Source organism: Micromonospora halophytica (assembly GCF_900090245.1).
Lineage (GTDB): Bacteria > Actinomycetota > Actinomycetes > Mycobacteriales > Micromonosporaceae > Micromonospora > Micromonospora halophytica.
The window spans coordinates 89832-112842 of sequence record NZ_FMDN01000006.1 but is presented as its reverse complement, the minus strand read 5'-3'; the positions used below and the strand labels follow the sequence as shown (position 1 = coordinate 112842).

18 protein-coding genes are annotated in these 23011 nt (G+C 75.3%); 4 read left to right on the top strand and 14 right to left on the bottom strand.

Going from position 1 to position 23011, the window contains the following annotated elements; genetic code table 11:
* Positions 1–187: 187 nt before the first annotated feature.
* The 4 genes from GA0070560_RS11310 to GA0070560_RS11295 form a co-directional block, all read right to left on the bottom strand.
* Positions 188–850 carry a hypothetical protein gene (locus tag GA0070560_RS11310; protein ID WP_091294655.1) on the bottom strand — a complete coding sequence of 221 codons (663 nt, stop codon included), beginning with the start codon at positions 848–850 and terminating at the stop codon, positions 188–190.
* A 40-nt stretch (positions 851–890) separates the two neighbouring features.
* On the bottom strand, positions 891–1862 hold the full coding sequence (locus GA0070560_RS11305; RefSeq protein WP_091294654.1) for a pirin family protein: 972 nt from the start codon (positions 1860–1862) through the stop codon (positions 891–893).
* 44 nt (positions 1863–1906) lie between these two features.
* Positions 1907–2851 carry a hypothetical protein gene (locus tag GA0070560_RS11300; protein WP_245675471.1) on the bottom strand — a complete coding sequence of 315 codons (945 nt, stop codon included), beginning with the start codon at positions 2849–2851 and terminating at the stop codon, positions 1907–1909.
* A gap of 213 nt (positions 2852–3064) precedes the next feature.
* Complete coding sequence (locus GA0070560_RS11295; RefSeq protein WP_091294653.1) at positions 3065–4135, bottom strand: SRPBCC domain-containing protein; 1071 nt, start codon at positions 4133–4135, stop codon at positions 3065–3067.
* A gap of 342 nt (positions 4136–4477) precedes the next feature.
* Here GA0070560_RS11295 and GA0070560_RS11290 point away from each other — a divergent pair, with 342 nt between their 5' ends.
* Complete coding sequence (locus GA0070560_RS11290; RefSeq protein ID WP_245675470.1) at positions 4478–5296, top strand: MOSC domain-containing protein; 819 nt, start codon at positions 4478–4480, stop codon at positions 5294–5296.
* Between the two features lie 6 nt (positions 5297–5302).
* Here the strand turns inward: GA0070560_RS11290 and GA0070560_RS11285 are convergent, their stop codons facing one another.
* The 4 genes from GA0070560_RS11285 to GA0070560_RS11270 form a co-directional block, all read right to left on the bottom strand.
* A complete protein-coding gene (locus GA0070560_RS11285; protein ID WP_091294652.1) occupies positions 5303–6745 on the bottom strand; it encodes a protein kinase domain-containing protein in 1443 nt (480 codons plus the stop codon).
* Between the two features lie 123 nt (positions 6746–6868).
* Positions 6869–7717 carry an SAM-dependent methyltransferase gene (locus GA0070560_RS11280; protein ID WP_091294651.1) on the bottom strand — a complete coding sequence of 283 codons (849 nt, stop codon included), beginning with the start codon at positions 7715–7717 and terminating at the stop codon, positions 6869–6871.
* A 107-nt stretch (positions 7718–7824) separates the two neighbouring features.
* On the bottom strand, positions 7825–8712 hold the full coding sequence (locus tag GA0070560_RS11275; protein ID WP_170839364.1) for a helix-turn-helix domain-containing protein: 888 nt from the start codon (positions 8710–8712) through the stop codon (positions 7825–7827).
* Between the two features lie 135 nt (positions 8713–8847).
* Entirely contained in the window at positions 8848–9087 is a 240-nt protein-coding gene (locus GA0070560_RS11270; RefSeq protein WP_091294650.1) for a DUF397 domain-containing protein, read from the bottom strand.
* Between the two features lie 268 nt (positions 9088–9355).
* Between GA0070560_RS11270 and GA0070560_RS11265 the strand changes: the two genes are divergently transcribed.
* Positions 9356–10006: a GGDEF domain-containing protein gene (locus GA0070560_RS11265; protein ID WP_091294649.1), complete on the top strand. Its 651-nt coding sequence runs from the start codon at positions 9356–9358 to the stop codon at positions 10004–10006.
* A gap of 36 nt (positions 10007–10042) precedes the next feature.
* Here the strand turns inward: GA0070560_RS11265 and GA0070560_RS11260 are convergent, their stop codons facing one another.
* On the bottom strand, positions 10043–10534 hold the full coding sequence (locus GA0070560_RS11260; protein ID WP_091294647.1) for a type II toxin-antitoxin system PemK/MazF family toxin: 492 nt from the start codon (positions 10532–10534) through the stop codon (positions 10043–10045).
* A 61-nt stretch (positions 10535–10595) separates the two neighbouring features.
* A complete protein-coding gene (locus GA0070560_RS11255; RefSeq protein WP_170839363.1) occupies positions 10596–11333 on the bottom strand; it encodes a class I SAM-dependent methyltransferase in 738 nt (245 codons plus the stop codon).
* Positions 11334–11374: 41 nt separating this feature from the next.
* Between GA0070560_RS11255 and GA0070560_RS11250 the strand changes: the two genes are divergently transcribed.
* Both GA0070560_RS11250 and GA0070560_RS11245 read left to right on the top strand, forming a co-directional pair.
* Positions 11375–11890 carry an NUDIX hydrolase gene (locus GA0070560_RS11250; RefSeq protein WP_170839362.1) on the top strand — a complete coding sequence of 172 codons (516 nt, stop codon included), beginning with the start codon at positions 11375–11377 and terminating at the stop codon, positions 11888–11890.
* Between the two features lie 41 nt (positions 11891–11931).
* Complete coding sequence (locus tag GA0070560_RS11245; RefSeq protein WP_091294643.1) at positions 11932–13176, top strand: hypothetical protein; 1245 nt, start codon at positions 11932–11934, stop codon at positions 13174–13176.
* Between the two features lie 52 nt (positions 13177–13228).
* On the opposite strand, the gene GA0070560_RS11240 is transcribed toward GA0070560_RS11245, so the two are convergent.
* From GA0070560_RS11240 to GA0070560_RS11225, 4 genes are read right to left on the bottom strand one after another with little or no spacing between them, the layout of a single operon-like run.
* Complete coding sequence (locus GA0070560_RS11240) at positions 13229–18754, bottom strand: non-ribosomal peptide synthetase/MFS transporter (RefSeq protein WP_091294640.1); 5526 nt, start codon at positions 18752–18754, stop codon at positions 13229–13231.
* Positions 18751–21870, bottom strand: a complete 3120-nt coding sequence (locus GA0070560_RS11235; RefSeq protein ID WP_091294638.1) for a non-ribosomal peptide synthetase — start codon at positions 21868–21870, stop codon at positions 18751–18753. The genes GA0070560_RS11240 and GA0070560_RS11235 overlap by 4 nt, the downstream gene beginning before the upstream one ends.
* On the bottom strand, positions 21867–22055 hold the full coding sequence (locus tag GA0070560_RS11230) for an MbtH family protein (protein WP_091294635.1): 189 nt from the start codon (positions 22053–22055) through the stop codon (positions 21867–21869). The genes GA0070560_RS11235 and GA0070560_RS11230 overlap by 4 nt, the downstream gene beginning before the upstream one ends.
* Positions 22055–23008, bottom strand: coding sequence for a TauD/TfdA family dioxygenase (locus GA0070560_RS11225; protein WP_091294633.1), 954 nt, complete (start codon positions 23006–23008; stop codon positions 22055–22057). Before GA0070560_RS11225 ends, GA0070560_RS11230 begins: the two co-directional genes overlap by 1 nt.
* Positions 23009–23011 lie beyond the last annotated feature (3 nt).

The following is a 23011-nucleotide window of genomic DNA, read 5'->3' as shown; positions in this document are numbered from 1 at the left end:
GCCCCCGGCCACGAACCGCGACCTGGGGCGCCACACGTACCTGTCGCTGGCGGGTCCACGCCCGAACCGGGTCGCGTACCGCCAGGCGGTGGATGTTCACCCGAACCGGGCGGGCATCACTGCCACGACCACCATACGGTACGGCATCCTCCGTACGGCTGATTTTCGGCCAAGTGTGGGCGGCGCCTCACCGCGACACCTCGGCGTACCGCTGCTCCAGGTCCACCCGGGCGAGCGCGCCGACCAGCCACGCCAGCCGCTCCGACTCCCCACTGCCGGCCAGTTCGGCCAGGTCGTCGGCGGAGCGCCCCAGGCCGAGGCGGCGGGCCGCGACGAGGGCCCGCCGGTCGGCGACCGGGGCCACCTCCCGCCACAGCGCCTGCGTCTCGCGCAGGAACAGGTCGGCCACCTGGGCGTCCACCCCGGGCAGCGCGGTCAGCAGCGCCCGCTCCCGCGCCGGGTCGTGTCCGGCGGTGGCGCGCAACCGGCGCAGGTCGCCGCGGTAGCGCTCGACGACGGTACGGGCCAGGTCGCCGAGCAGGTCGGCCAGCGCGTCGACGTCGCCGCGCTGACCGGCCTCGCGCAGCACGCGTACCCGGTCGGCGTGCAGCGAGCGGGCCAGCCGGGCGGCGCTGTCCCAGCCGCTGTCCGGCAGGGCGTGGGCGGCGTCCAGGGCCCGGCGGAAGTCTCCCCGGCGGGCCAGCAGCACCGCCAGGCAGAGCAGCTGGAACAGGCTGGACGGATTGTTGGTGACCCGGAAGCCGTACTGCTCGGCGAAGCCCCGGCCACCACCGGCGAGCCGGCGCACCAGGCGCTTCCGGTCCTCGGTACGCGCGATCACACTCGTCATACCGGCGACTACCCGCCCCGACGGTGGGTACTCCTGCCGGTCAGCCGCGCAGGCCGCCGTGCCGGTCGCGGGCCTTGAGCCGGGTGGTCGGCATCTCCGGGGCGGGCAGCGGCGGGGCCGCGTCGTCGGCGACCGTGCCGAAACGGCGGCCGGCCATCCAGTCCTCCCGGGCGGCGGCCACCTCCTCGTGCGAGCGCCCGACGAAGTTCCACCACATCACCAGCGGCTCTTCGAACGGCTCGCCGCCGAGCAGCATCAGCCGGCTGCCCGGGTCGGCGGCCAGCGCCAACCGGTCCCGCCCTGCGCCGAGGTAGAGCAACGCGCCCGGGGCGAGGGCCCGCCCGTCCACCTCCGCCGCGCCGGACATCGCCAGCAGGCCGTACTCGAAGTCGGGGCGCAACGGCAGCGTGGCCCGCGCCGGCCCGCGGGCCTCCAGTTGCGCGCCGAGCAGCGGGGTGTGCACCACCGCCGGGGAGCGTTCGCCGCCCCACTCGCCGACGAGCAGGGTCAGCTCCAGCTCGCCGTCGCGCCAGCGGGGCAGCTCGGCGTGGTGGGCGAAGCCGGCCGCGCCGGCCCGCGCCGGATCGGGCAGCGCCACCCAGAGCTGCACCCCGTGCATCACCGGCGGGTGGGTCGCGGGCGACCGCTCGGAGTGTGCGATGCCGTGCCCGGAGGTCATCACGTTGAGCTGGCCGGGGCGGATGGGCCGCACGTTGCCGAGGCTGTCGCGGTGCACGATCTCCCCGTCGAGCAGCCAGGTGACGGTCTGCAGGCCGGTGTGCGGGTGCGGCGGGACCTCCATGCCGGGCCGCTGCGCCACGTCGTCCGGGCCGAAGTGGTCGACGAAGCACCAGGCGCCGACCATCCGGCGCTGCCGCTGCGGCAGCAGCCGACGCACCGTGGTGTAGCGCCCGAGGGGAACGTCGTGGCCGGGCAGCAGCACGCTGCCCGGGTCGGCTGGAACCACACCGGGTGGTCGGGTCTGCGCCGGCAACGATTCGGTACGGTCCATCGCCCGACTCTATGCCGGGAACGCGGATCACGACGCGGACCGGATCAGGCGGCGCGGACCGTGACGGTGTGGGCGCCCGCGACCAGGTCGACGTACACCCGCCCGACCGAGCGGTCCCAGTTCGGGGAGCTGATGATCTCGCCGGGGCCCACCCCGTCGCGCCGGTCGTCGTACACGGTGACGCCGCCGGCGCCGGAGCCGGCGCGGACCCGGACCGGCGGCCGGCCGGGCGCGTGGACCACGAACTGGTCGACCCCACCGGTCATCCGCACGGTGAGGGTGCCCCGGGTCTCGGGCAGGCGCAGGTCGATCCGGGCCGCGCCGCCGATCACCTCCACCCCGGACAGCCGGGCGGAGCTCAGGTCGAGCAGGTGTTCGCTGACCCCGCCGACCAGGCGCAGCCGCCAGGTGACCCGGGAGGTGAGCACCACGTCGACGACGCCCCTGCCGGCACGGCCGCTCTCGACGAGGCGCACCTGCACCCGCTCGCCCAGCAGCTCGGGCCGGGGCAGCACGCCGGAGTCGGCCGGGCTGCTGATCTGGTACAGGTCGTCGCCGAGGTCCCCGGTGCGCAGCCGGAACGAGGTCAACCCGTCCGCCAGTTCGAAGGTGGCCCGCCGCCGGCCGGCCAGCGGGGCCGTCAGCGCCTGCTCGGCCGCCGCGGCCCGGGCCGTCCCGCCCCGGCCGGGTGCGGCGGGCGCGACCGTCGGCGCGGTCGGCCGGGCCCCGGAGAAGGCGACCCCGAGCCGGTCGGGGTTGGCCAGGGTGACGGTCACCGCCAGCGCGCCCAGGGCCAGCACCATGATCGCGGCGGCGGCGAGCAGTCGGGCCCCGCTCTGCCACGGCGACCGGTGCGGCGGCTCGTCCGCCGGCTCACCGGTGACCTGCACGACCGGCGCGGCGGACGCCCCGGTCGGCTCGACGGCCGGCGGCGTGTGGCCCGCCGCCTCCCCCGCCGTCGGACGATCGCTGCGATCCGGCTCCGCCATGTGCGCCCCTCTCACGGTCCCCACCGGGCAGTACGTGCGCGACGGACGATCGGATCACCCGCCCCCCGGCCGGGCAGCGGGTCGCGTCCGAGGTCGGCGGCGTCGCGCCCGTGCCGCGCGGACCGCACCCGGCACCGGCCGCGATGTCCCTGCCCCGCACGCTGAGGGCGTTGCGGGCGGCGGCGGGGCCGGGTCGGCCGGCAGCGCCCCCGGTCAGAGACCGGCGCAGGGATCACCGTCGACGGTGCAGCCGCGCGGCGACCGGCTGAGGGGGTCGCCGTCGCGGACGTCGAAGCTGATCGTCCTCGACCGCCCGGCCGGGACGGGCGTGCCGGTGAAGGTGACGGTCCGGCCGTCCTGCCGCCAGTCGGCCCCGCTGGCGCCGGTGACCGTGCCGGACGTGGCGAGCGTGACGACCACGGTCCAGCCCGTCGCCGGGGCGTCGCCGGGATTGTCGAGCACCACCTCGCCGGTCCAGCCGAACAGGCGGGTCGACGCGGTCTCGTAGCGGGCGGTCATCCCGGGGGGCGGGGTGACCGGTGCGGGGGTGCGGGAGGCCCGTGGCGAGGCGCTGCGGCTCGGGCGGGCGGTCGCCGCGCCGACGGAGCGGCCGGGGGTGGCCGGCCCGGAGGTCCGGGGCGGCCGGCTGGTGGCGCCGGCCACGGCCGGCGGCGGCAACGGGTCGACCCCGGCGGCGCGCTCCGGGGGGCCGGGCAGCACGGCCCACACCGCCACCGCGCCGGCGACCAGGACCCCGACCACCGCGCCGGCGACCCACCCCACCGCTCGCCGACTGCCCCGTCGCGCCGGGTGGTACGCCGGCACCAGCGGCAGCTCCGCCGTCGCGGCGCCCTCGCCCCGGCGCAGGTCGACCTCCCGGAAGGCCAGCCAGTCCAGGATGGCGGGCAGCCGCACGGTGAGGGCCTGCTCGTGGTGCCGCTCCCGGTCGGCGTGCAGTCCGGCGGGCCACCCGCCCTGTTCCAGGGTCTCGGTGACCGACAGCCGGCAACCCTCGGCGGTGGGGACCACGACACAGCTCAGGCGGCTGCGCCGGCCGGCCTCGTCGCACCGCAGCACCAGCGATTCCGGCGCCCGCCGGTCGACCACCTCGGCGTCGACGGCGACGTCGAAACCCGGTAGCCCGGCGGTGTGCAGCAGCAGCCGCTCCCCGGGCCCGGCGTCGACCTCGGCGAACCAGCGGGCGAGCAACTCCCGGTCCGTCAGTGCGCGCCACACCCGGTGCGGAGGGTGGGCCAGGTCGACCCGCGCGCCGATCTCGATCACGGCGCGACTCTACGGTAGAGCGTCCCCGGCCCGGCCCCGCGCTCTCCACCGCCACGACACCCCACGGCACCTCGCGCAGTTCGGACCCACCGGGAGGGCCCCGCCGTGCGTACACCGCTCACCATCGCCGTCGCCCGGCCGCCCTGTGTGCCGTACGACGTCGCCGACGCCCCGGATGGTGGTCTTCCCCGAGCTCTCCCTCACCGGGCACGAGCTGGACGCCGCGCCTCTCGACGGCCGCCTGCAAGGACACCGGCGTGGCCGAGCAGGCGGCGCGAACGGTGGCGCTCGGGGCCGGGCGCGGGACGGCGCGACGGCGCTGGTGTCGCCTACGGTGGACCGGTGACGGTGACCGGACAGCTGAGGCAGTTGTGGCGCTACCCGGTGAAGTCGATGCTCGGCGAGGCGCTCACCGGCGCCACGGTGGACGAGCGCGGCGTCGCCGGGGACCGCCGGTACGCCCTGCTGGACCGGGAGACCGGGCGGGTGGCCAGCGCCAAGCAGCCCCGGCTGTGGCGGCGCCTGCTCACCGTGCGCGCGTCCGGCGCCGCGCCCGACGTGGTCCGGCTCGACCTGCCCGACGGTGCCGCCCGATCCACCCGCGACGCCGACGTGGACGCCGTCCTGTCCCGGCTGCTGGGCCGCCCGGTCACGCTGACCGGCGACCCGCCGCCGGACGCCGTGCTGGAACGGGCCGACCCGGAGGCGGTACTGGCCGCCGGCCTCGACGCAACGGTGCCGACGACGCACGGGCCGGTGGGTGCCGCCGCCCCGCCGGGCAGCCTGGTCGACTTCGCGCCGGTGCACCTGCTCACCACCGCCACCCTGGCCGCAGCCGGCGGGGCCGACCCGGTCCGCTACCGGCCGAACCTGGTCGTCGAGAACACCGACGACGGGTTCGCCGAGAACGACTGGGTGGGCCGGGAACTGCGGATCGGCCCGGAGCTGGTGCTGCGAGTGCTGGCGCCGACGCCCCGCTGCGCGGTGCCGACCCTGGCGCACGGTCCGCTCCCCCGTGACCCGGAGGCGCTGCGCGCGCCGGCCCGGCTCAACCGGGTCGTCCCGCTGCCCGGGCTGGGCCCGCAGCCCTGCCTCGGGGCGTACGCGGCCGTGGTGCGGCCCGGCCGGGTCACGGTGGGCGACCGGGTCGAGCTGGGCTGAGCCGGGTCAGTCGTCGTCGGTGCCGCGTGAGCGGGGCCAGACCGCGAGCAGGTCCCGCAGGTCGGCGGCCGTCCCGTCGTCGATCCGATCCTTCTCGACCGCCTCGGCGAGCTTGCCGGCCAGCTCCCGCAGCCGCTTGATCCGGTCCTTGGGCTTGCCCTCCTCCAGCTCGGACAGCCGGTCGCGCAGTTGCTCGGCCGTCCCCGGGTCGACGTCGCCGGCCGCCTCGGCCCGGTCGAGCAGCGCCGCGAACTCGGCGGCGAGCTGGCGGGCCGTCCGGGGCGCGGGCCGCTCACCGCGCGACGGGGCGCTGGTGGTGGGTGGGGGCGCTTCGACGCTCGTCGGCTCCTCCGCCGGTGTCGCGGGGGCCGGGGCGGCCGGGGTGCGCCGGTCGGGCTCGTCGTCGAGGGCGAGCACGCCGACCAGGCCGACGAGCAGGGCGACACCGGCGGCGACGAGCACACCGAGGGCCTGGTTCGACCGCCGGGCGGCCGGGGCCGGCGGCGCGACACGGCCGGTGACGGGACGGGCCGCAGCGGCGGAGCGGTCGATCAGGGTGGGCGGATGGGCGGGCCCGGGCACGGTCGGCAGCAGCGCGGTCGGCGGGTCGGCCGGCGGGGCGGTGCCGAACCGGCCGGCGAGCTGTGCCGCGGTGGGCCGGCGGGCCGGGTCGGCGGCGAGGCAGGCCATGGTCAGCTCGGCGACGTCGGCGGGCAGCCCGGGCACGCGCAGCGGCGGCACCGGTGTCCGCGCGGCGTGCACCTCCAGCGCGTCCTCCCAGGTCTGCACGGGCAGCGGGGGCCGGCCGGTGAGGGCGCGGTAGAGCAGTGCCCCGAGGGCGTACACGTCGCTGGCCGGGTTCGGCGGGCCGGGCGTCAGCCGCTCCGGCGCGAAGTAGGCCGGGGTGCCCATCATCAGCGCACCGTCGGCTCCGGTCAGCGGGTGCCGGGGGCCGACCAGGGTGGCGATGCCGAAGTCGAGCACCTTCGCACCGGTCTCGGTGAGCATCACGTTGGCCGGTTTGACGTCGCGGTGCACCACACCGATCCGGTGCGCGGCGGCCAGGGCGGCGGCGACCTGGCCGGCGGTGCGGACCGCGTCCGGCCAGGCGAGCGGGCCGCCGGTGAGCCGGTCGGCGAGGCTGTGCCCCTTCACCAGCTCCATCACCAGGTACGGCACGACGACGCCGCCGGGCAGGCTGGCCTCGCCGTAGTCGTAGACCTGGGTGACGTGCGGATGGGTGAGCCGTGCGGCGGCGCGCGCCTCACGCTGGATCGCGGCGCGCAGCTCGCGGTCGCTGGCGAGCTGCCCGGCGAGCGCCTTGACCGCGACGGGCCGGTGCAGCACCTCGTCGTCGGCACGCCATACCTCGGACATCCCGCCCAGGCCGATCCGCTCGACCAGGACGTAGCGGTCGTGCAGGCGCAGGGCGGGCGTGAGCGACGACATGGTGGTCCAGTCTGCCTGCTGCGGTGATCGCGCACCAACCGCCGTGCCGAGTGACGACCCGGATGGGCGAAGTTTCCCGGATGTTCCGGGTGCCCGGGTCGTCGCCGCCGGTGCTCCGAGGGGTCAGGGCTTGCGGGCGACCCCGCCGTACATGCTGACCTCGACCACCGACGGGCGCGGCTGCGGCTCGGACTCGGCCCGCCACTCGGCGACCGAACGGATGCCCGGCTCGACCACGTCGAGGCCCGCGAAGAAGCCGGTGAACTCGTCGAGGGTGCGCAGGTTGATGATCCCGTGCGGGCCGCCGCCCTTCGCCGCCGCCTTCGCCTCCTCGGCGACCTGCGGGGGGAGGTACTCGTGGGTGGCGTGCGAGGCGGCGAGGTAGCTGCCGGGCGGCAGCGCGTCGAGCAGCCGGCGCACCGCCGCGTACGGGTCGTCGGAGTCCGGGACGAAGTGCAGGATCGCCACCAGCATCAGCGCGACCGGCCGGGACAGGTCGATCGTGCGCCGCAGGTCGGGGTGATGCAGGATCTTCTCCGGATCGCGCAGGTCGGCGTCGATGTAGGCGGTGGCGCCCTCGGGCGAACTGGTCAGCAGCGCCCGGGCGTGCGCGAGGACGATCGGGTCGTTGTCGACGTAGACCACCCGCGACTCGGGGGCGATCCGCTGGGCGACCTCGTGGGTGTTGTCGGCGGTGGGGATGCCGGTGCCGATGTCGAGGAACTGCCGGATGCCGGCCTCGCGGGCCAGGTAGCCCACCGCCCGCTGGAGGAACCGGCGGTTCTCCAGGGCACTGATCCGGATGGTCGGGAAGCGCTCGGCCATCGCGTCCCCGGACTCCCGGTCGGCCTGGAAGTTGTCCTTGCCGCCGAGCCAGTAGTTGTAGCGGCGGGCCGGGTGCGCCACCGAGGTGTCGATCCGGTCGCTCGGGTGGACGGGGCCCGGGGTGACACCCGGGGCGTCGGTGCTCACAGCTGCCTCCACGACTGTCGCTCCGCCTGCGACGACGACGTCCGTCCACTGTCGGCGGTCGCGGACCATCGTAGAGGCACCCGAGGCGTCGGCGTCGCCCTGGTCGGTCAGGCCGGGTAGAGCTCGTCGCGGATCCGGGCCAGGATCTCCGGCGTACGTTCCGGCGGCGCGGCCTCCACGCAGAGCCGCTCCATCGCCACCGCGTAGTAGTCGAGGTCCTCGCGCTTGTCGAGGTAGATGGCGCTGGTGAGCTGCTCGATGTAGACGATGTCGGGCAGGTCGTCGTCACCGAAGCGCAGGATGGTGAAGGCGCCTCCGGCGGCGGCGTGCCCACCGGCGTCGAACGGGATGATCTGGAGCCGGACGTGCGGCGAGCGGGTCGCCGCCGCCAGGGCGTCGAGCTGCTCGCGCATCACCTGCGGCCCGCCGATCGGCCGGCGCAGGGCGGCCTCGTCGACCACCGCCCACAACTGCGGCGGCTGGTCGCGGCGCAGCAGCTGCTGGCGGCGCAGCCGCAGCTCCACCCGCCGCTCGACCTCGTCGGCGGTGGCGTGCCGGTGGCCGAGCAGCACGACGGCGCGCGCGTACCCGGCGGTCTGCAGCAGCCCGGGGACGAACTGCACCTCGTAGGTGCGGATCAGCGACGCGGCCGCCTCCAGCCCGAGGTACGACTGGAACCAGCTGGGCAGCACGTCGCCGTAGCGGTGCCACCACCCGGGGCTGTTCGCGTCCCGGGCGAGCTTGAGCAGCGCCTCCCGCTCCTCGGGGGCGTCGACGCCGTAGAGGGTGAGCAGGTCGGCGACGTCACGTTCCTTGAAACCGACCCGACCCAGCTCCATCCGGCTGATCTTCGACTCGGAGGCGCGGATCTCCCAGCCGGCGCCCTCCCGGGTCACGCCGCTGGCCTCGCGCAGCCGCCGGAGCTGGGCGCCGAGCAGCATGCGCAGCACGGTGGGTCCGGTGGCCGGACCCCCCTCCGCGGTAGCCATCGCCACGTGCCGCCCTCCGCGTGCGCGCCCTGAGTCGAGCGGACAGCCCGACCCGACCGACGTGTAAGCATGCCATGGACCCACGGTGAGATGTACTGGCCCACGCGGATGATTCCGTCCCGCCTGCGGGAGTCGACCGGGTCAGTTGATCAGGTTGTCGAAGTCCCCGTCCTGAGCGCCGAGGACGAAGGCCGCGATCTCGGCCACGGTGTAGATCAGCGCCGGCCCTTCCGGGTGGCGCGAGTTGCGGACGGCGATGCCGGCCCCGCCGGGGAGCGCGGCCAGCTCGACGCAGTTGCCGCTGGGGTTGCTCCGTCGACTCTTCTGCCACCGCAACGGCGGTAGCTGGGTGACCGGTACGCCATTCTCAGGCTGCTGCATGAGGGGTCTTTCTGTGCGGTGAAGAGCCCGCCGGCGTCACATGTGGACGGTGAGGCGGCGAGAGGGTCGCGACGCCGGACCGGGCCGTGCTGCACGTGCATCTGCTATTGCATCTGCATCGGACAGCGAGCATGATAACGCACATGAACGGTACCCAGCCGTTCACTGTCAGTTACCCCGCCCGGGCAGCCACCTGGGGAAACGACGGCCCGGCCCGGCTCGACGGCCGACGCCGCCCGGCCGTCGACGACGCCGCGAGGGAGGTCTCGTGCCGGATCCGTTGAGCTTCGCGTCCGGCATCTCCGCGGCAGGCGCGCTGGTCTCCGTGTGGCAGCTGCGCCGCCGGGCGCTGCGGGCGGAGGCCGAGATCGCGTACCTGCAGGCCGAGCTCGCCGCGGAACGTCACGCCGCCAGTCACGACCCGCTGACCGGGCTGCCCAACCGTCGGGCGTTCCACCGCATCGCGGCGGCCCTGCTCACCGACGCCGGCGGGCAGCCGCTGATCGCCGTGGTGCTCGACCTCAACGACTTCAAGCAGGTCAACGACCGCTACGGCCACGCCGCCGGTGACCAGGTGCTGATCAGCGTCGCGCAGCGGCTGACCGCCTTCGCCGGGGACAACCTCGTCGCCCGGCTCGGTGGCGACGAGTTCGCCGGGCTGCTCAGCACCCCCTCGGTCGACAGACGCTGGATCGATCACGCCACCCGGCGGCTCTGTGAGGCGATGGCCGCCCCGATCCCGCTGGCCGGGTGCAGCGTCCGGGTCACCGCCTCGGTCGGACTGGCCCCGGTCACCGGCCCCACCCAGCTCACCGAGGCGCTCTGCGCCGCCGACGCCGCGATGTACCGGGCCAAGGGCGTCACCGGCCGCCGGGCGCCCCGGCAGCTCGTCGACGCCCCCCGCCTCGCGGAGTGCTGAGCCGGCCGGGGCCGCACGCCCAGGGCGCGTCCGGGGTCAGCGCCAGCCGTAGCCGGCGCGCAGCGCCCGGCCGACCCGGTCGAAGCGGTCCCGGTCCAGCACCGCGCCCTCCCGGCGGATGCTGTCCTCCCGCATGGTGAGCACCCGGTCCAGCCGTACCCAGCTCGGGCGGTTGTCCCGGTCCCACTCCCCCGGGCCGAGCGCCAGCCAGTGCCGCTGCCCGTCGCGCTCGCCCTGGCTGGAGAGCATCAGGCCGAACAGTGTCCGGCTGTGCCGGCCCACCACCAGCACCGGGCGGTCCTTGCCCTGCCGGGGGTCGTCCTCGTACGGCACCCAGGTCCACACGATCTCGCCGGGGTCGGCGTGGCCGTCCAGCTCCGGGGCGTACGTCAACTCCCGGCGCTGCAACGCGCTGACCTGGCGCCGACGGGCCACCTGGGCCGGGATCGCCCCCGGCGATCCGGCCGGCGCCACTCTCCCGGCGACCCGGCCGAGCCGGACCGCGACGTTTCTCAACAGACCTGCCACGGCGGGCAGCCTAGCCGTACCCGGGCCGGAACGCCGCCCGGCCGCCGTCCCGCCGCGCCGGTCAGCCCGGGCGGCGGGCCAGCACCAGCGTGGTGCGCAGGTCCAGGGTCACCGTGCCGCCGAACCCGTCCACCGCCGCGCCCACCACCGCCAACACCCGCTCCCGCAGCGCCGGCGGGCGACGCAGCTGCGGGGAGAAGGTGCTGACCAGCCGCCGGTAGGCGGCCGTGGACAGCGGCTCGTCCCGACGGAACGACTCGGTGCGCACGTCGGTGAAGAGCCCGCTGGCGGTGATCTCCGCGCCGAACCAGCCGTCCGGACGGTCGGACTGCCGGACCGGGTCCGCCGACTCGAACGCCGCCCGGATCGCCGCGCCCTGGGCCGGGTCGACGTAGTCGTAGCAGTGGGCGAGGACGGCCAGGGTGCCGCCCGGTGCGAGCGCGTCGCACGCCCGGACGCACCGGGTCGCCGGGTCGAGCCAGTGCCAGGCCATCGCGCAGACCAGCACCGGCACCCCGCCGGGCGGCGGCGTCCACGCCTCGAACCGGGCGCGCACCACCTCGACGGCCGGGAAGCGGGCCGCCAGCACCTCGGCCATCCGCCGGTCGGGCTCCACACAGGTGATCGGCGCGCCCACCGCGAGCAGGGTCCGGGTGGCGAGCCCGGTGCCTGCCCCCACCTCGACCAGCCGCGACGGCGTCCGGCGGTGATAGGCGAGGATGGTGTCGGCGACCGCGGCCGGATAGCCCGGCCGCGCCTCGTCGTAACTGGCCGCGACCTCACCGAAGACATCCGCCACGACCACCATCCTGCCAGGGGTCGGGCGGGCCAGGGGGACCCATGATCGAGCTGCCGGGCGATCTGCCCGTGGTCGAACGCACCGCCGTGCGACTGGTGGTGCGCGACGCGCGGGGGCACATCCTGCTGTTCCACACCCGCGACCCGGAGCACCCCCGGCTGGGCACCTGGTGGGAGCTGCCGGGCGGCGGCGTCGACCCGGGCGAGACGTACACCGAGACGGCCCTGCGTGAGCTGCGCGAGGAGACCGGGTTCGTGGTCACCGTCGACCGGCTCGGGCCGCCGTCCTGGCGACGCCGGGCCAGCTTCGTCCACCGGCAGCGGCGGCACCTGCAGGACGAGGTGGTGATGACGGTACGGCTCGACGCCGTCGCCCCGGACGTCGACGGCGCCGACCGGCTGGACTACGAGGTCGAGGACTACTTCGGGTTCCGCTGGTGGCCGGTCGGGGAGGTGGTGGCCGGCCGGGACCGGTTCTACCCGGGCCGGCTGCCCGAGCTGCTGACCCCGTTCCTGACCGGCGACCGGATCGACGAGCCGTTCGAACTCTGGTCCTGACCGGGATGCCGACCGGGCCACGGGCGGGCACAGTGGAGGGCATGACGACGACCCTGCACGCCCCGCTGGCCCGGTACGCCGCCCGGCTGCACGCCCGCATCGGTGACCGGCACCAGGTGGCCTCCCCGCTCGGCGCCTGGCTGCTGCTGGCCCTGGCCGCCCCGGCCGCCACCGGCGGGCTCCGCGACGAACTGGACGACGTCCTCGGCGTGGACGCGGTGACCGCCGCCGGGCTGGCCACCGCGCTGCTGGACGCACCACACCCGCTGGTGCCCTCGGCGACCGCGGTCTGGCACCGCCCGGGGACCGAGCCGGCAGGGCTGGACGGGTGGCGGGCCGGCCTGCCCCGAACGACCGCGACCGGCCCGCTGCCCGACCAGGCCGGGCTGGACGCGTGGGCCCGGGAGCACACCCTCGGCCTGATCGACCGCTTCCCGTTGACCGTCACACCCCTGGTGCTGGTGATGCTGGCCAGCGCCCTGGCCACCCGGATCTCCTGGGCCGACCCGTTCGACCTCGCCCCGGGTGCGGCGCTCGGCGGAGCCGGGCCGTGGGCGGGACGGCTCGAACGGGTGCTGCGCGCCCCGGAGTACGGTCACCGGGCCTGGATCGCGGCGACCGGTCCGGCGGGCGACGTCGCCGTGCACGCGGCATCGGCGGTGGAACGCGACGGGGCCGGGCTGGTGGTGCTGTCGGTGGCCGCCGACCCGGCCGTCGCCCCGGGCGACGTGCTGGCCGCCGCGTACCAGCTGAGCGGCGCGGCGCTCGACGGCGACGACCTGCCGGCGGACCGCCGGTCACTGTTCGACCTGCCGCTCGGTGCCGGGCCGGCCTGGTCGCTGCGGGAGGACAAGGTGCCCGTGTGGGCCCGCGACGGCCGGGAGGAGCGGCACGAGGCGGTGCTGCCCTGCTGGTCCGCGCGGGACGAGCACGAGCTGACCGACCCGGCGCTGGGCTTCCCGGCGGCGGCCCGGGCGCTGGGCGGGCTGCTCGGCGTGGCGGATCCGGGCGTCGAGGCGCGGCAGGCGGCGATGGCCCGCTACGGCCGGTACGGCTTCGAGGCCGCCGCGGTCACCGGGATGGCCGTGCTGGAGAGCCTGCCCCCGGACGGCGTACGCCGCACCGCCGAGCTGCGCTTCGGCCACCCGTACGCGGTGGTGGCGGTGGCCACCGACCGGCGGGGCGGGACGGGGCCCTGGCACGGCGTGCCGGTCTTCTCCGCCTGGGTGGCCGAGCCGGAGGAGCCGGCGACGGACGACCTGACGGACCCGCCCGTGCCGTGGTGAGGACGGGAGGTGGGGATCCGGGTCCCGGACGGATCCCCACCTCCCGTCCGGCTCAGGCGGGCACCGACTCCCGTTGGCGGTCGGCGGTTCGCGTGGCGAGCCGGCGTTCCCGCTCCTGCGCGCCGATCAGGTCGTCGGGCAGGGAGTCCGGCACCTCGATGTCGAAGCGGCGCAGCATCCGGGTCGCGAAGCCGCCGAGAGTGATCAGGACGAGGACCAGCCCGAAGCAGACGTACGCGAAGCCGATGCCGCGGCCCTCGCCGGTGCCGATCACCGCGCCCACCGACCCGGCGAGCGCCCCGTTCGGGGCGAGCATCGGTTCGAAGAGCCCGGTCGCCACCGGGGCGAGGACGGCGAAGCCGATCGGCAGGGTGGACCAGGAGATGGTCTGGTTCAGGCTGAACACCCGGCCGTGGAACCGCTGCGGCACCTTGACCTGCACGATCGTCGCGTAGATCGACTGCGCGGTGGTCATCGCCATGGCCAGCCAGAAGAAGCCGACGCAGACCATGGCGAGCGAGGCGTCCAGGCCGACCAGCACGCAGCCGACCGCGGTGCCGAGGTTGCCGATCAGCACACCGATCATCCGCCGGTGCCGGGGGCCGCCCCAGACCGCCATCAGCACGCCGCCGGCCACCGCGCCGACCGCCTCGGCCAGAGCGACCTGGGCCACCTGCGTCGCGGTGCCGAAGGAGAGCACCAGCGGCGTGGTGAGCACCAGCGCCGGGGCGAGGAAGATGTTGCCGAGGGCGAAGTAGCCGAGCATCAACCGGAACCCGCGGTGCTGCCACGAGTAGCGCAGACCGTTGGCGATGGCCACCAGCAGCCGTTCCCGGGGTCGCCAGCCGAGCAGGTCCGGGAACCGGACCACGGCCAGGGTCACCACCGCCACCAGGTAGCTGGCCACGTCGAGCAGGAGGATGCCCTTCAGCTCGATCGCGGCGAGCAGGCCGGCGGCGAAGACCGGCATGAGCAGCATCGCCACGCCGGTGGAGAGCTGGGTGATGCCCATCGCGTGGCCGAGATAGCGCTTCGGCACCAACTGGGGCACCGCCGACTGGAACGCGATCCGCTGGAACGACGCCGCCACCTGGCCCAACGCGACGAGGGCGTAGATGTGCCAGAGGGCGAGGGTGTCGCTCCAGAGCAGCCCGGCGAGCGCCAGCTGGACCGAGCCGGCGGTGCAACTCGCGATCATCATGATCTTCCGCCGGCTGATCCGGTCGGTGACCGCGCCGGCCACCGGCAGCATCAGCACGCCGCAGATCAGCGCCAGCGCCCAGAGCAGGCCCAGGTCGGCCACCGAGCCGGTACGGGTGAACAGCCAGATCGGCAGGGCGAACGCGGTCAGCGCCGAGCCGGTGGTGGAGACGAGCTGACCGACGGTGACCGCGACGAACCGGGCCATGCTCGGCTGCACCACCGGCCTCGCCGGCCCGTCGTCGACGCCGACCCGCTGATGGTCGGCGACCACCCAGCCGGCGTCCTCGCCCCGGGCGGCCGGGCCGAGCGCGGAGACGTCCCCGGCGGCCACGGCCGGGTGCGCCCGGGTGACGATCTCGGCCAGCTCCTCGGCGCGGTACTTGAGGAAGAAGTGCCCGGCCTGGTCGAGCACCACCAGGCCCAGCGTGTCGCTGAGGAACTGCCACTCGGCGTACCGCTCGGTGTGGTAGTCGGTGACCGGGTCCTCCGAGCCGACCACCGAGATGATCGGCGCGCGCAGCTTCGCCGCGCCCCGGTCGAGCAGGCCGGTGAAGTACTCCTCCGAGGCGCGGGAGTCGGCCCGCATGTTGCTGATGATCCGGTCGGCCTGCTCCGGGTCCAGCTCGTCGGTGTCCACCCCCATCGACTTGAGCCAGCTGGCGTAGTGCCGGTTGCTGCGCAGCCGTTCGAGCCGGGTACGCAGGGCGGCGAAGGCCCCCTTGGGACGGGCGAAGGGGAACATCGCACCGATGTAGAGGGCTTCCAACTCGCGACCGGCGGCCTCCACCTTGCGGGCCACCTCGGCGACGATGGCGCTGCCCACGCCGCAGTGGCCGTAGAGCGCGATCGGCCCCTCGACCCGTTCCAGGATCTCGTCGGCGACCCGGCGGGTCAGCTCCTCGAACGGCAACGCGTCCTCGGACAGGCCCACGTCGTGGCCGGGGATGGCCAGTGACCAGAGGGCGTGGCCGGCGGGCAGCGCGTCGGCCAGCGGCTGGTAGACGATGGCGCTGCCGCCGCCGTACGGGACGCAGACGTAGCTGAGCACCCGCTGCGCGGCGGGGATCGGCCTGGTCAGCTCGTAGAGCAGCCGGCGCGGTTCGTCGCCGCCGTCGCCGCCGCCGGTCATGAACGCGGCCAGGTCGCGGATGGTCCGCTGCTGGAACAGGTCCATCACGCCGACGGCGCGCCCGCCGTGCTCCGCCTTGCGGATCCGCGCCACGACCTGGGTGGCGAGCATGGAGTGCCCGCCGAGGTCGAAGAAGTCGTCGTCGATGCCGAGGGTGTCGACGCCGAGCACCTCCCGCCAGATGCCGGCGAGCAGCCGTTCGGTGTCGTCGCGCGGCTCGACCAGCGCCACCGACGCCTCCCGGGTCACCACCGGGGCCGGCAGCGCCCGGCGGTCGAGCTTGCCGTTGGGAGTCAGCGGCAGGGCGTCCACAGTGACGAACGCGGCCGGCACCATGTACTCGGGCAGGGTCTCCTTGAGCGCGGCCCGCAGCGCGGCGTGCTCGGCCGCCCCGACCAGGTAGGCGGTGAGCCGCTTGTCGCCGGGGGTGTCCTCGCGGACGATCACCACGGCCTCGGTCACCTCGGGCTGCTCGCGCAGCGCGCTCTCGATCTCACCCAGCTCGATGCGCAGGCCGCGCAACTTGACCTGGTGGTCGATCCGGCCGAGGAACTCGATGACGCCGGCGGGCCGGCCGCCCGTCGCGGCACCGGGTACGGCCGGGGCGACCACCCAGCGGGCCAGATCGCCGGTGCGGTAGAGCCGCGCGCCCGGCTGGCCGGAGAACGGGTCGGGGACGAACCGCTCGGCGGTCAGCGCCGGCCGGCGATGGTAGCCGCGGGCCAGCCCCACCCCGCCGATGTGCAGCTCCCCGGCCACCCCGACCGGGCAGGGGTCGCCGCGCTCGTCCAGCACGTGCAGCCGCAGGTTGGCGATCGGGCCGCCGATCGGCACGCCGGTCAGGCCGGACAGCAGTGCCGGGTCGCAGTGCCAGGCGCTGACGTCGATGGCCGCCTCGGTCGGGCCGTACAGGTTGTGCAGCTCGCACCAGGGCAGCCGGGAGGTGAAGTCGACCGCCGAGGCCAACGGCAGCTCCTCACCGGAGCAGATCACCCGGCGCAGCGCGGTCGCCGCCTCGACGCCCTCCTCGGCGAGGAAGACGGTCAGCATCGACGGGACGAAGTGGGCGGTGGTGACCCGCTCGGCGACCAGCAGGTCCCGCAGGTAGCCGGCGTCCTTGTGCCCACCGGGCCTCGCCAGCACCAGTCGGGCGCCCTCGCGCAGCGGCCAGAAGAACTCCCAGACCGAGACGTCGAAACTGGCCGGCGTCTTCTGCAGCACCGCGTCGTCGGCGCCGAGCCGGTACGTCTTCTGCATCCAGTCGAGCCGGTTGACGATGCCCCGGTGGGTGTTCGGCACCCCCTTGGGCCGACCGGTCGAGCCGGAGGTGTAGATGACGTACGCCAGATGCTGCGGGCCCGCCGCCGGAAGCGGATCGTCGGTGGGCCGGTCCGCCCAGACGGCCTCGTCGTCGAGGGCGAGCACGGTCGCGCCGGTGTCCGGCAGCACGTCGCGCAAGTGCCGCTGCACGAGCACCACCGGGGCGGCGGCGTCATCGACCATGAAGGCGAGCCGGTCCGCCGGGTACTCCGGGTCCAGCGGCAGGTAGGCCCCGCCGGCCTTGAGCACGCCGAGCAGACCCGCCACCAGCTCCACCGACCGCTCGGCGCAGACCCCGACCAGGGTCTCCGGCCCGACGCCGGCCGCCCGCAGCCGGTGGGCGACCCGGTTGGCCGCCGCGTTCAGCTCGGCGTACGTCGCCGACCGGTCGTCGATGGTGACGGCCACCGCGTCCGGGGTGGCCGCCGCGCGCTCCTCGATCGGCCCGTGCAGGGTCTGCGTGGCCGGGAACTCGGCGGCGGTGTCGTTCCAGGCGGCCAGCAGCTCCCGCTCGTCCGGGGCGAGCAGGTCCAGCGCGGAGACCGGGGTGTCCGGGGCGACGACGACCGACCGCAGCAGGGTGACCCAGCGCCGGGCCGTCCGCTCGACGGTCTCCCGGTCGAACAGGTCGGTGTTGAAGACCAGCTTGCCCCAGATCCCGTCGGTCACCTCGACGGCGTGCAGCTCGAAGTCGAACCGGGTGGCCCGCAGCTCCATCGGCGTCCACCGGAAGGTCACGTCGGCGCTGTCGGAGACCCCCTCGAAGCGGCCCATCTCGTAGTTCTGCAGGACGAACATGGCCTGGAACACCGGCGAGCGACTGACGTCGCGGGGCAGGCCCAGCTCGTGGACCACCTTCGCGAACGGCACCTCGGCGTGCTCGAAGCCGTCCAGCACCGCCCGGCGGGTGCGCTGGAGCAGTTCGGTGAAGGTGGGGTCGCCGGCCAGTTCGGCGCGCAGCGGCAGCATGTTGACGAACATGCCGACGACGTTCTCCAGCTCCGGCGCGGACCGGCCGGCGACGGACGCCCCGACGGCGAAGTCGTGCTGCCCGGCGTGCCGGGACAGCAGCACCTGGTACGCGGCGAGCAGCGTCATGAACAGGGTGCCGCCGCACTTGCGGGTCAACGCGGCGAGCCCGTCGGTGACCTCCCGGTCCACCTGGAACTCGACGAAGTCGCCCCGGTAGGTCTGGGTGGCCGGGCGGGGCCGGTCCAGCGGCAGCTCCAGCGGGGTGATCCCGGCCAGTCGCCGCTTCCACCAGTCCAGGTGCTCCCGGGCGGCCGGGCCGTCCAGCTCCTGGGCCTCCCAGTGGGCGAAGTCGCCGTACTGCACCGGCAGGGCGGGCGGCTCGCCGCCCCGGTAGCAGGTGATCAGGTCGCGCAGCAGCACGTCGACCGACCAGCCGTCACCGACGATGTGGTGCTTGCCGAGGAAGAGCACGTGGTCGTCGTCGGCGAGCCGGATCAGCAGGGCGCGCAGCAGCGGCCCGGTCGCCAGGTCGAACGGCTCGGCCGCGGCGGCCTCCACCAGCGCCTGCGCGGCAGCCTCGTCCGGGGCGTCCACGATGGTCAGCGGCACCTCGACGTGCTCGGCCACCACGACCGTGGGACGGCCGTCGGCGTCCGCCGGGAAGCGGGTGCGCAGCGACTCGTGCCGGGCGGTCAGGGCCGCCAGGGCGGCGCGCAGCGCCGTGCGGTCGAGCGGTCCGCGCACCCGCAGCGGCACCGCGATGTGGTACGCCGCCTCGCCGGGCGCGATCTGGTCCATGAACCAGACCCGCTCCTGGGCGTACGACAGCGGCACCGGGGCGCCCTCGGGCCGGGGCGTGACCCGGGCGGTCGGCGCGGCCTGCCGCCGGCGCAGCCGCTGGGCGATCAGCGCCGCCCGGGCCGCCTCGCGGGTGGGATCCTTCAGGTCCGTCATGCGGGGGTGTCCTTCTCGGCCGCCAGCAGCGCGGCGACCTCGGTGTCGGAGAGCTGGTCCAGCTCGGCGGTGATGCGCTGCTCGATCACCGCGGCCAGGTCGGCCACCACCGGGCTGCTGAACAGCGCCCGCATCGGCAGGTCGACGTCGACCTCGGCGCGGATCCGGGCCATCGCCCGCATGCCGCGCAGCGAGTTGCCGCCGAGGGCGAAGAAGTCGTCGTGCGCGCCCACCTTCTCCACCTGGAGGATGTCGGCGTACACCTCGGCCACCAGGATCTCGGCGTCGGTGCGCGGCGGGACGTGGCCGTCGCCGGACGCCGCCGCGGCCGGGGCGGGCAGCGCCGCCCGGTCGAGCTTGCCGTTGGGGGTCAGCGGCAGCGCGTCGAGCCGGACGAAAGCGGTCGGTACCAGGTGGGCGGGGAGTTCCCGGGCCAGCTCGGCGACGAGGTGGGCCTCCTCGGCGGTGCCGACGTGGTAGCCGACCAGCGTCGGCTCGCCGGAGTCGGCGCGCACCGCCACCGCCGCCTCACGGACCTCCGGGTGGGCCAGCATCACCGACTCGATCTCACCCAGCTCGATCCGCATGCCGCGCACCTTGACCTGGTCGTCGCGGCGACCCAGGTAGTCCAGGGTGCCGTCGGCGCGGCGGCGGGCCAGGTCGCCGGTGCGGTACATCCGCTGCCCCGGCGGCCCGTACGGGCAGGGCAGGAAGCGCTCCGCGGTGAGGGCGGGACGCCGCAGGTAGCCGCGGGCGAGCTGGTCACCGGCGACGTACAGCTCCCCGACCACGCCCGGCGGAACCGGGTTCAGCGCGGCGTCGAGCAGGTACACCCGGGCCCCGGCGGTGGGCCGGCCGATCGGCACCGGCCCGGCGGCCATCGGCTCACCGGGCCCGATCCGCGCGGCCACGCAGCCGACGGTCGCCTCGGTCGGGCCGTACTCGTTGACCACCGCCACGTCCGGGTGGGTGGCACGCCAGCCCGCCAGCTGCTCCCCGGTGAGCGCCTCCCCGCCGATCACCAGGTCGGTGGTCGGGGAGAGCTCCGCGTCGAGCAGCGGCAGGTGGCTCGGGGTGACCTTGAGGAAGCTGGGGCGACCGCCGGCCCGGGCCTGCGGCGAGTCGATCGCGGCCAACCGGACCGTGCCACCGGCGGTGAGCGGGCCGAGCAGGCCGGTGACGGTGAGGTCGAAGGAGACCGGCGAGTGCAGCAGCGTGGTGCCGGCCAGCCCCGGGTAGGTGTCCCGGGCCCAGGCCAGGTACGCGGCGAGCGCGCGGTGCTCCACCACCACGCCCTTGGGCCGCCCGGTGGAGCCGGAGGTGTACAGCACGTAGGCCGGGTGGTCGGCGCGCAGCGGGGCGGTCCGGTCGGCGTCGGTGAGGTCGGCGCCGGACCGGTCGGCGCCGGTCTCGCCGTCCAGCAGCACCGGGTCGCCGCCGACCAGGGCGGCGGTCTCCGGCAGGGCCAGCACCAACGCCGGCTCGGCGTCGGAGAGCAGGTACGCGATCCGACCGGCCGGGTAGCCGGTGTCCACCGGGACGTACGCGGCGCCGGCCTTGAGCACGGCGAGGACGGCGACCAGCAGCTCCGGCGCGCGCGGCAGGGCGAGCGCCACCCGGGTCTCCGGGCCGGCGCCCCGGGCCACCAGCACCCGGGCGAGCCGGTTCGCGGCGGTGTTCAGCTCGGCGTACGTCAGCCGCACGTCCGCGCAGACCAGGGCGGTGGCGTCCGGGGTGGCGGCGGCCTGCCGCTGCACCTCGTCCACGACGGTGGGCAGCGGGCCCGCCGTGCCGGCGCCGGCCCAGACGTCGAGGACCAGCTCCCGCTCGGCGTCGTCGAGCAGCGGCAGCGCGGAGACCGGCCGCTGCGGGTCGGTCACGGCCGCGTCGAGCAGCCGCACGTAGCGGGTGACCACCGACTCGGCGGTGGACCGGTCGAACAGGTCGGTGCGGTAGACCAGCCGGCTCTGCCCGGCCGTGACGTCGAAGGCCAGGTCGTCCTTGGTGGTGCCGAGTTCCACCGGGTCGAGGCCGGAGTCCGGGATGAAGTTCAGCGAGGTCTGGAAGATCGGCTGCACCGACGGGTCGCGCTGCGGGTCGATCGCCTCGACGATCCGCTGGAACGGCGTCTGGCCGTGCTCCATCGCATCGACCAGTCCGTCGCGGACCCGGCCGAGCAGCTCGGTGAAGCTCGGGTCGCCGCCGACGTCGCAGCGCAGCGCGACCGGGTTGACGAACATGCCGATCAGCGGCATCACCTCGGCGGTGTCCCGGCCGGCGGTGGAGACACCGACCACCACGTCGGTGTCGCCGGAGATCCGGGACAGCAGCGCCGCGAAGCCGGCCAGCAGCACCATGTACGGCGTGGCCGCCGCGCCGGCGGCGAGCTGGCCGATCCGGTCGAGGAGCCCGTCGGGCAGGTCGAAGCGGACCTCGTCACCGGCGAAGCCGAGCTGGGCGGGGCGGGGCCGGTCCAGCGGCAGACGGGTGACGGCCGGCGCGCCGGCCAGGTGCCGCTTCCAGAAGTCGAGTTGCCGGTCCAGCTCCGCGCCGGCGAGCTGGTCACGCTGCCAGGCCGCGAAATCGGCGTACTGGATGGGCAGCTCGGGCACGGCGGCGCTCGCGCCGGTCAGCGCGGCCCGGCTGAACGCGGCGAGCTCGTCGACCAGCAGCACCGCGGAGCGGCTGTCGAAGACGGCGTGGTGCACCACGAACAGCAGCAACCAGGCGTCGTCGAGGCGGACCAGCCGGGCCCGCCACAGCGGCGGGGCGTCCAGCGGGATCGGCGTGTGGGCGAGTTCGGTGCGCAGCGCGGCGAACCGGGCCGCGCGCTCGGCCTCCGGCCGGTCGCGCAGGTCCTCGGTGGGGATCGCCACGGGCTCGTGCTCCCGCACCACCTGCACCAGGGCGCCGTCGTCGGCACGCAGGTGGGTGCGGAGCGCCTCGTGCCGGGCCACGACCCGGTCGACCACCTCGGCCGCGGTGGCGGCGTCGACGCCGGCCGGGAAGCGCCACGGGGTGGAGACGTTGTAGACCGGGGACCCGGGGTCGAGCTGGTTGGCCAGCCACACCCGTTCCTGGGCGAAGGAGGCGGGGAAGGTCCACTCGCGGGTCACGACGAGACCTCCCGCACCGAGCGCGGACGCAGGTCGGTCCAGACCGCCTCGACGTGGGCCAGGCACTCCTCACGGGAGCCGGCGAACCCGGCGTCGTGCCACCCGGCGGGCAGGTCCCGGTCGGCCGACCAGATCGAGTACTGCTCCTCGTCGTTGCGGACGACCAGGAATCGGGGCTCGGCCATCAGTTGTCTCCAGCGCTCTCGGGGGTGTGCGGTTCGGCCATCGCGACGGCGATCTTGCGGGGGCCGGTGAACGGCTCCCGCGCGTGCGCGGCGGTCATGTTGTCGACCACCAGCACGTCGTCGCGGTGGTAGTCGAAGCGGACGCTGGCGGCCCGGTACGCGGCCCGCAGGTGGTCCAGCACGTCGGCGGGGATCTCGCCGCCGTCGCCGTAGTAGGTGTTCGAGGGCAGTCCGTCGGGGCCGAACATGGCGAGCAGCCCCTCCTGGTAGTCCTTCGGCAGGGTGCTCACGTGGAAGAAGGTGGCGTGGTTGAACCAGCGCGGGGTGTCCGAGCCGGGCCGGTGGTGCACCACGTCGCGGACCGCCCGGGTACGCAGGCCGTCGGCGCCGATCCACTCCAGCGCGATCCGGTTGCGCGCCGCGTACGCCTCGACCTCGGCCCGGTCGGCGGTGCCGAACACGTCCTGCCAGCGGGTGCCGAAGTCGGTGTGGAAGTTGCGCACCAGCATCCACCGCCGCCGGACGAACTCCGCCCGCACGTCCGGGTCGATCGCCTCGTACACCCGGCGGACGTCGGCCAGCGGGGTCGCGCCGAGGGTGTCCGGCGGGGTGATGCAGTAGAAGAACAGCGTCAGCGGCCAGGACGCCTGGTACGAGTTCTCGTTGTGCAGGAAGATCTCCTCGTCCGGCGGGTAGTCGGTCGAGGTGTAGACCCGGCCCTTGATGGCGTGCCGGGGCGAGGACCGTTCGGTGTAGGTCAGCGGCTCGCCGGAGAACGCCCGGACGACGGCGTCGAAGCCGTCCACCCCGCCGACGTCGAAACCGCGCAACAGCAGCCCGCCGTGCTCGGTGAGGGTGGCGCGCAGCTCCGCGCGACGCCGGCCGATCAGCTCGGTCAGCGGTGTGCCGTCGCTCTCGACGACCACCGGCAGCGTGGCGATCGTGTCGCTCATTGC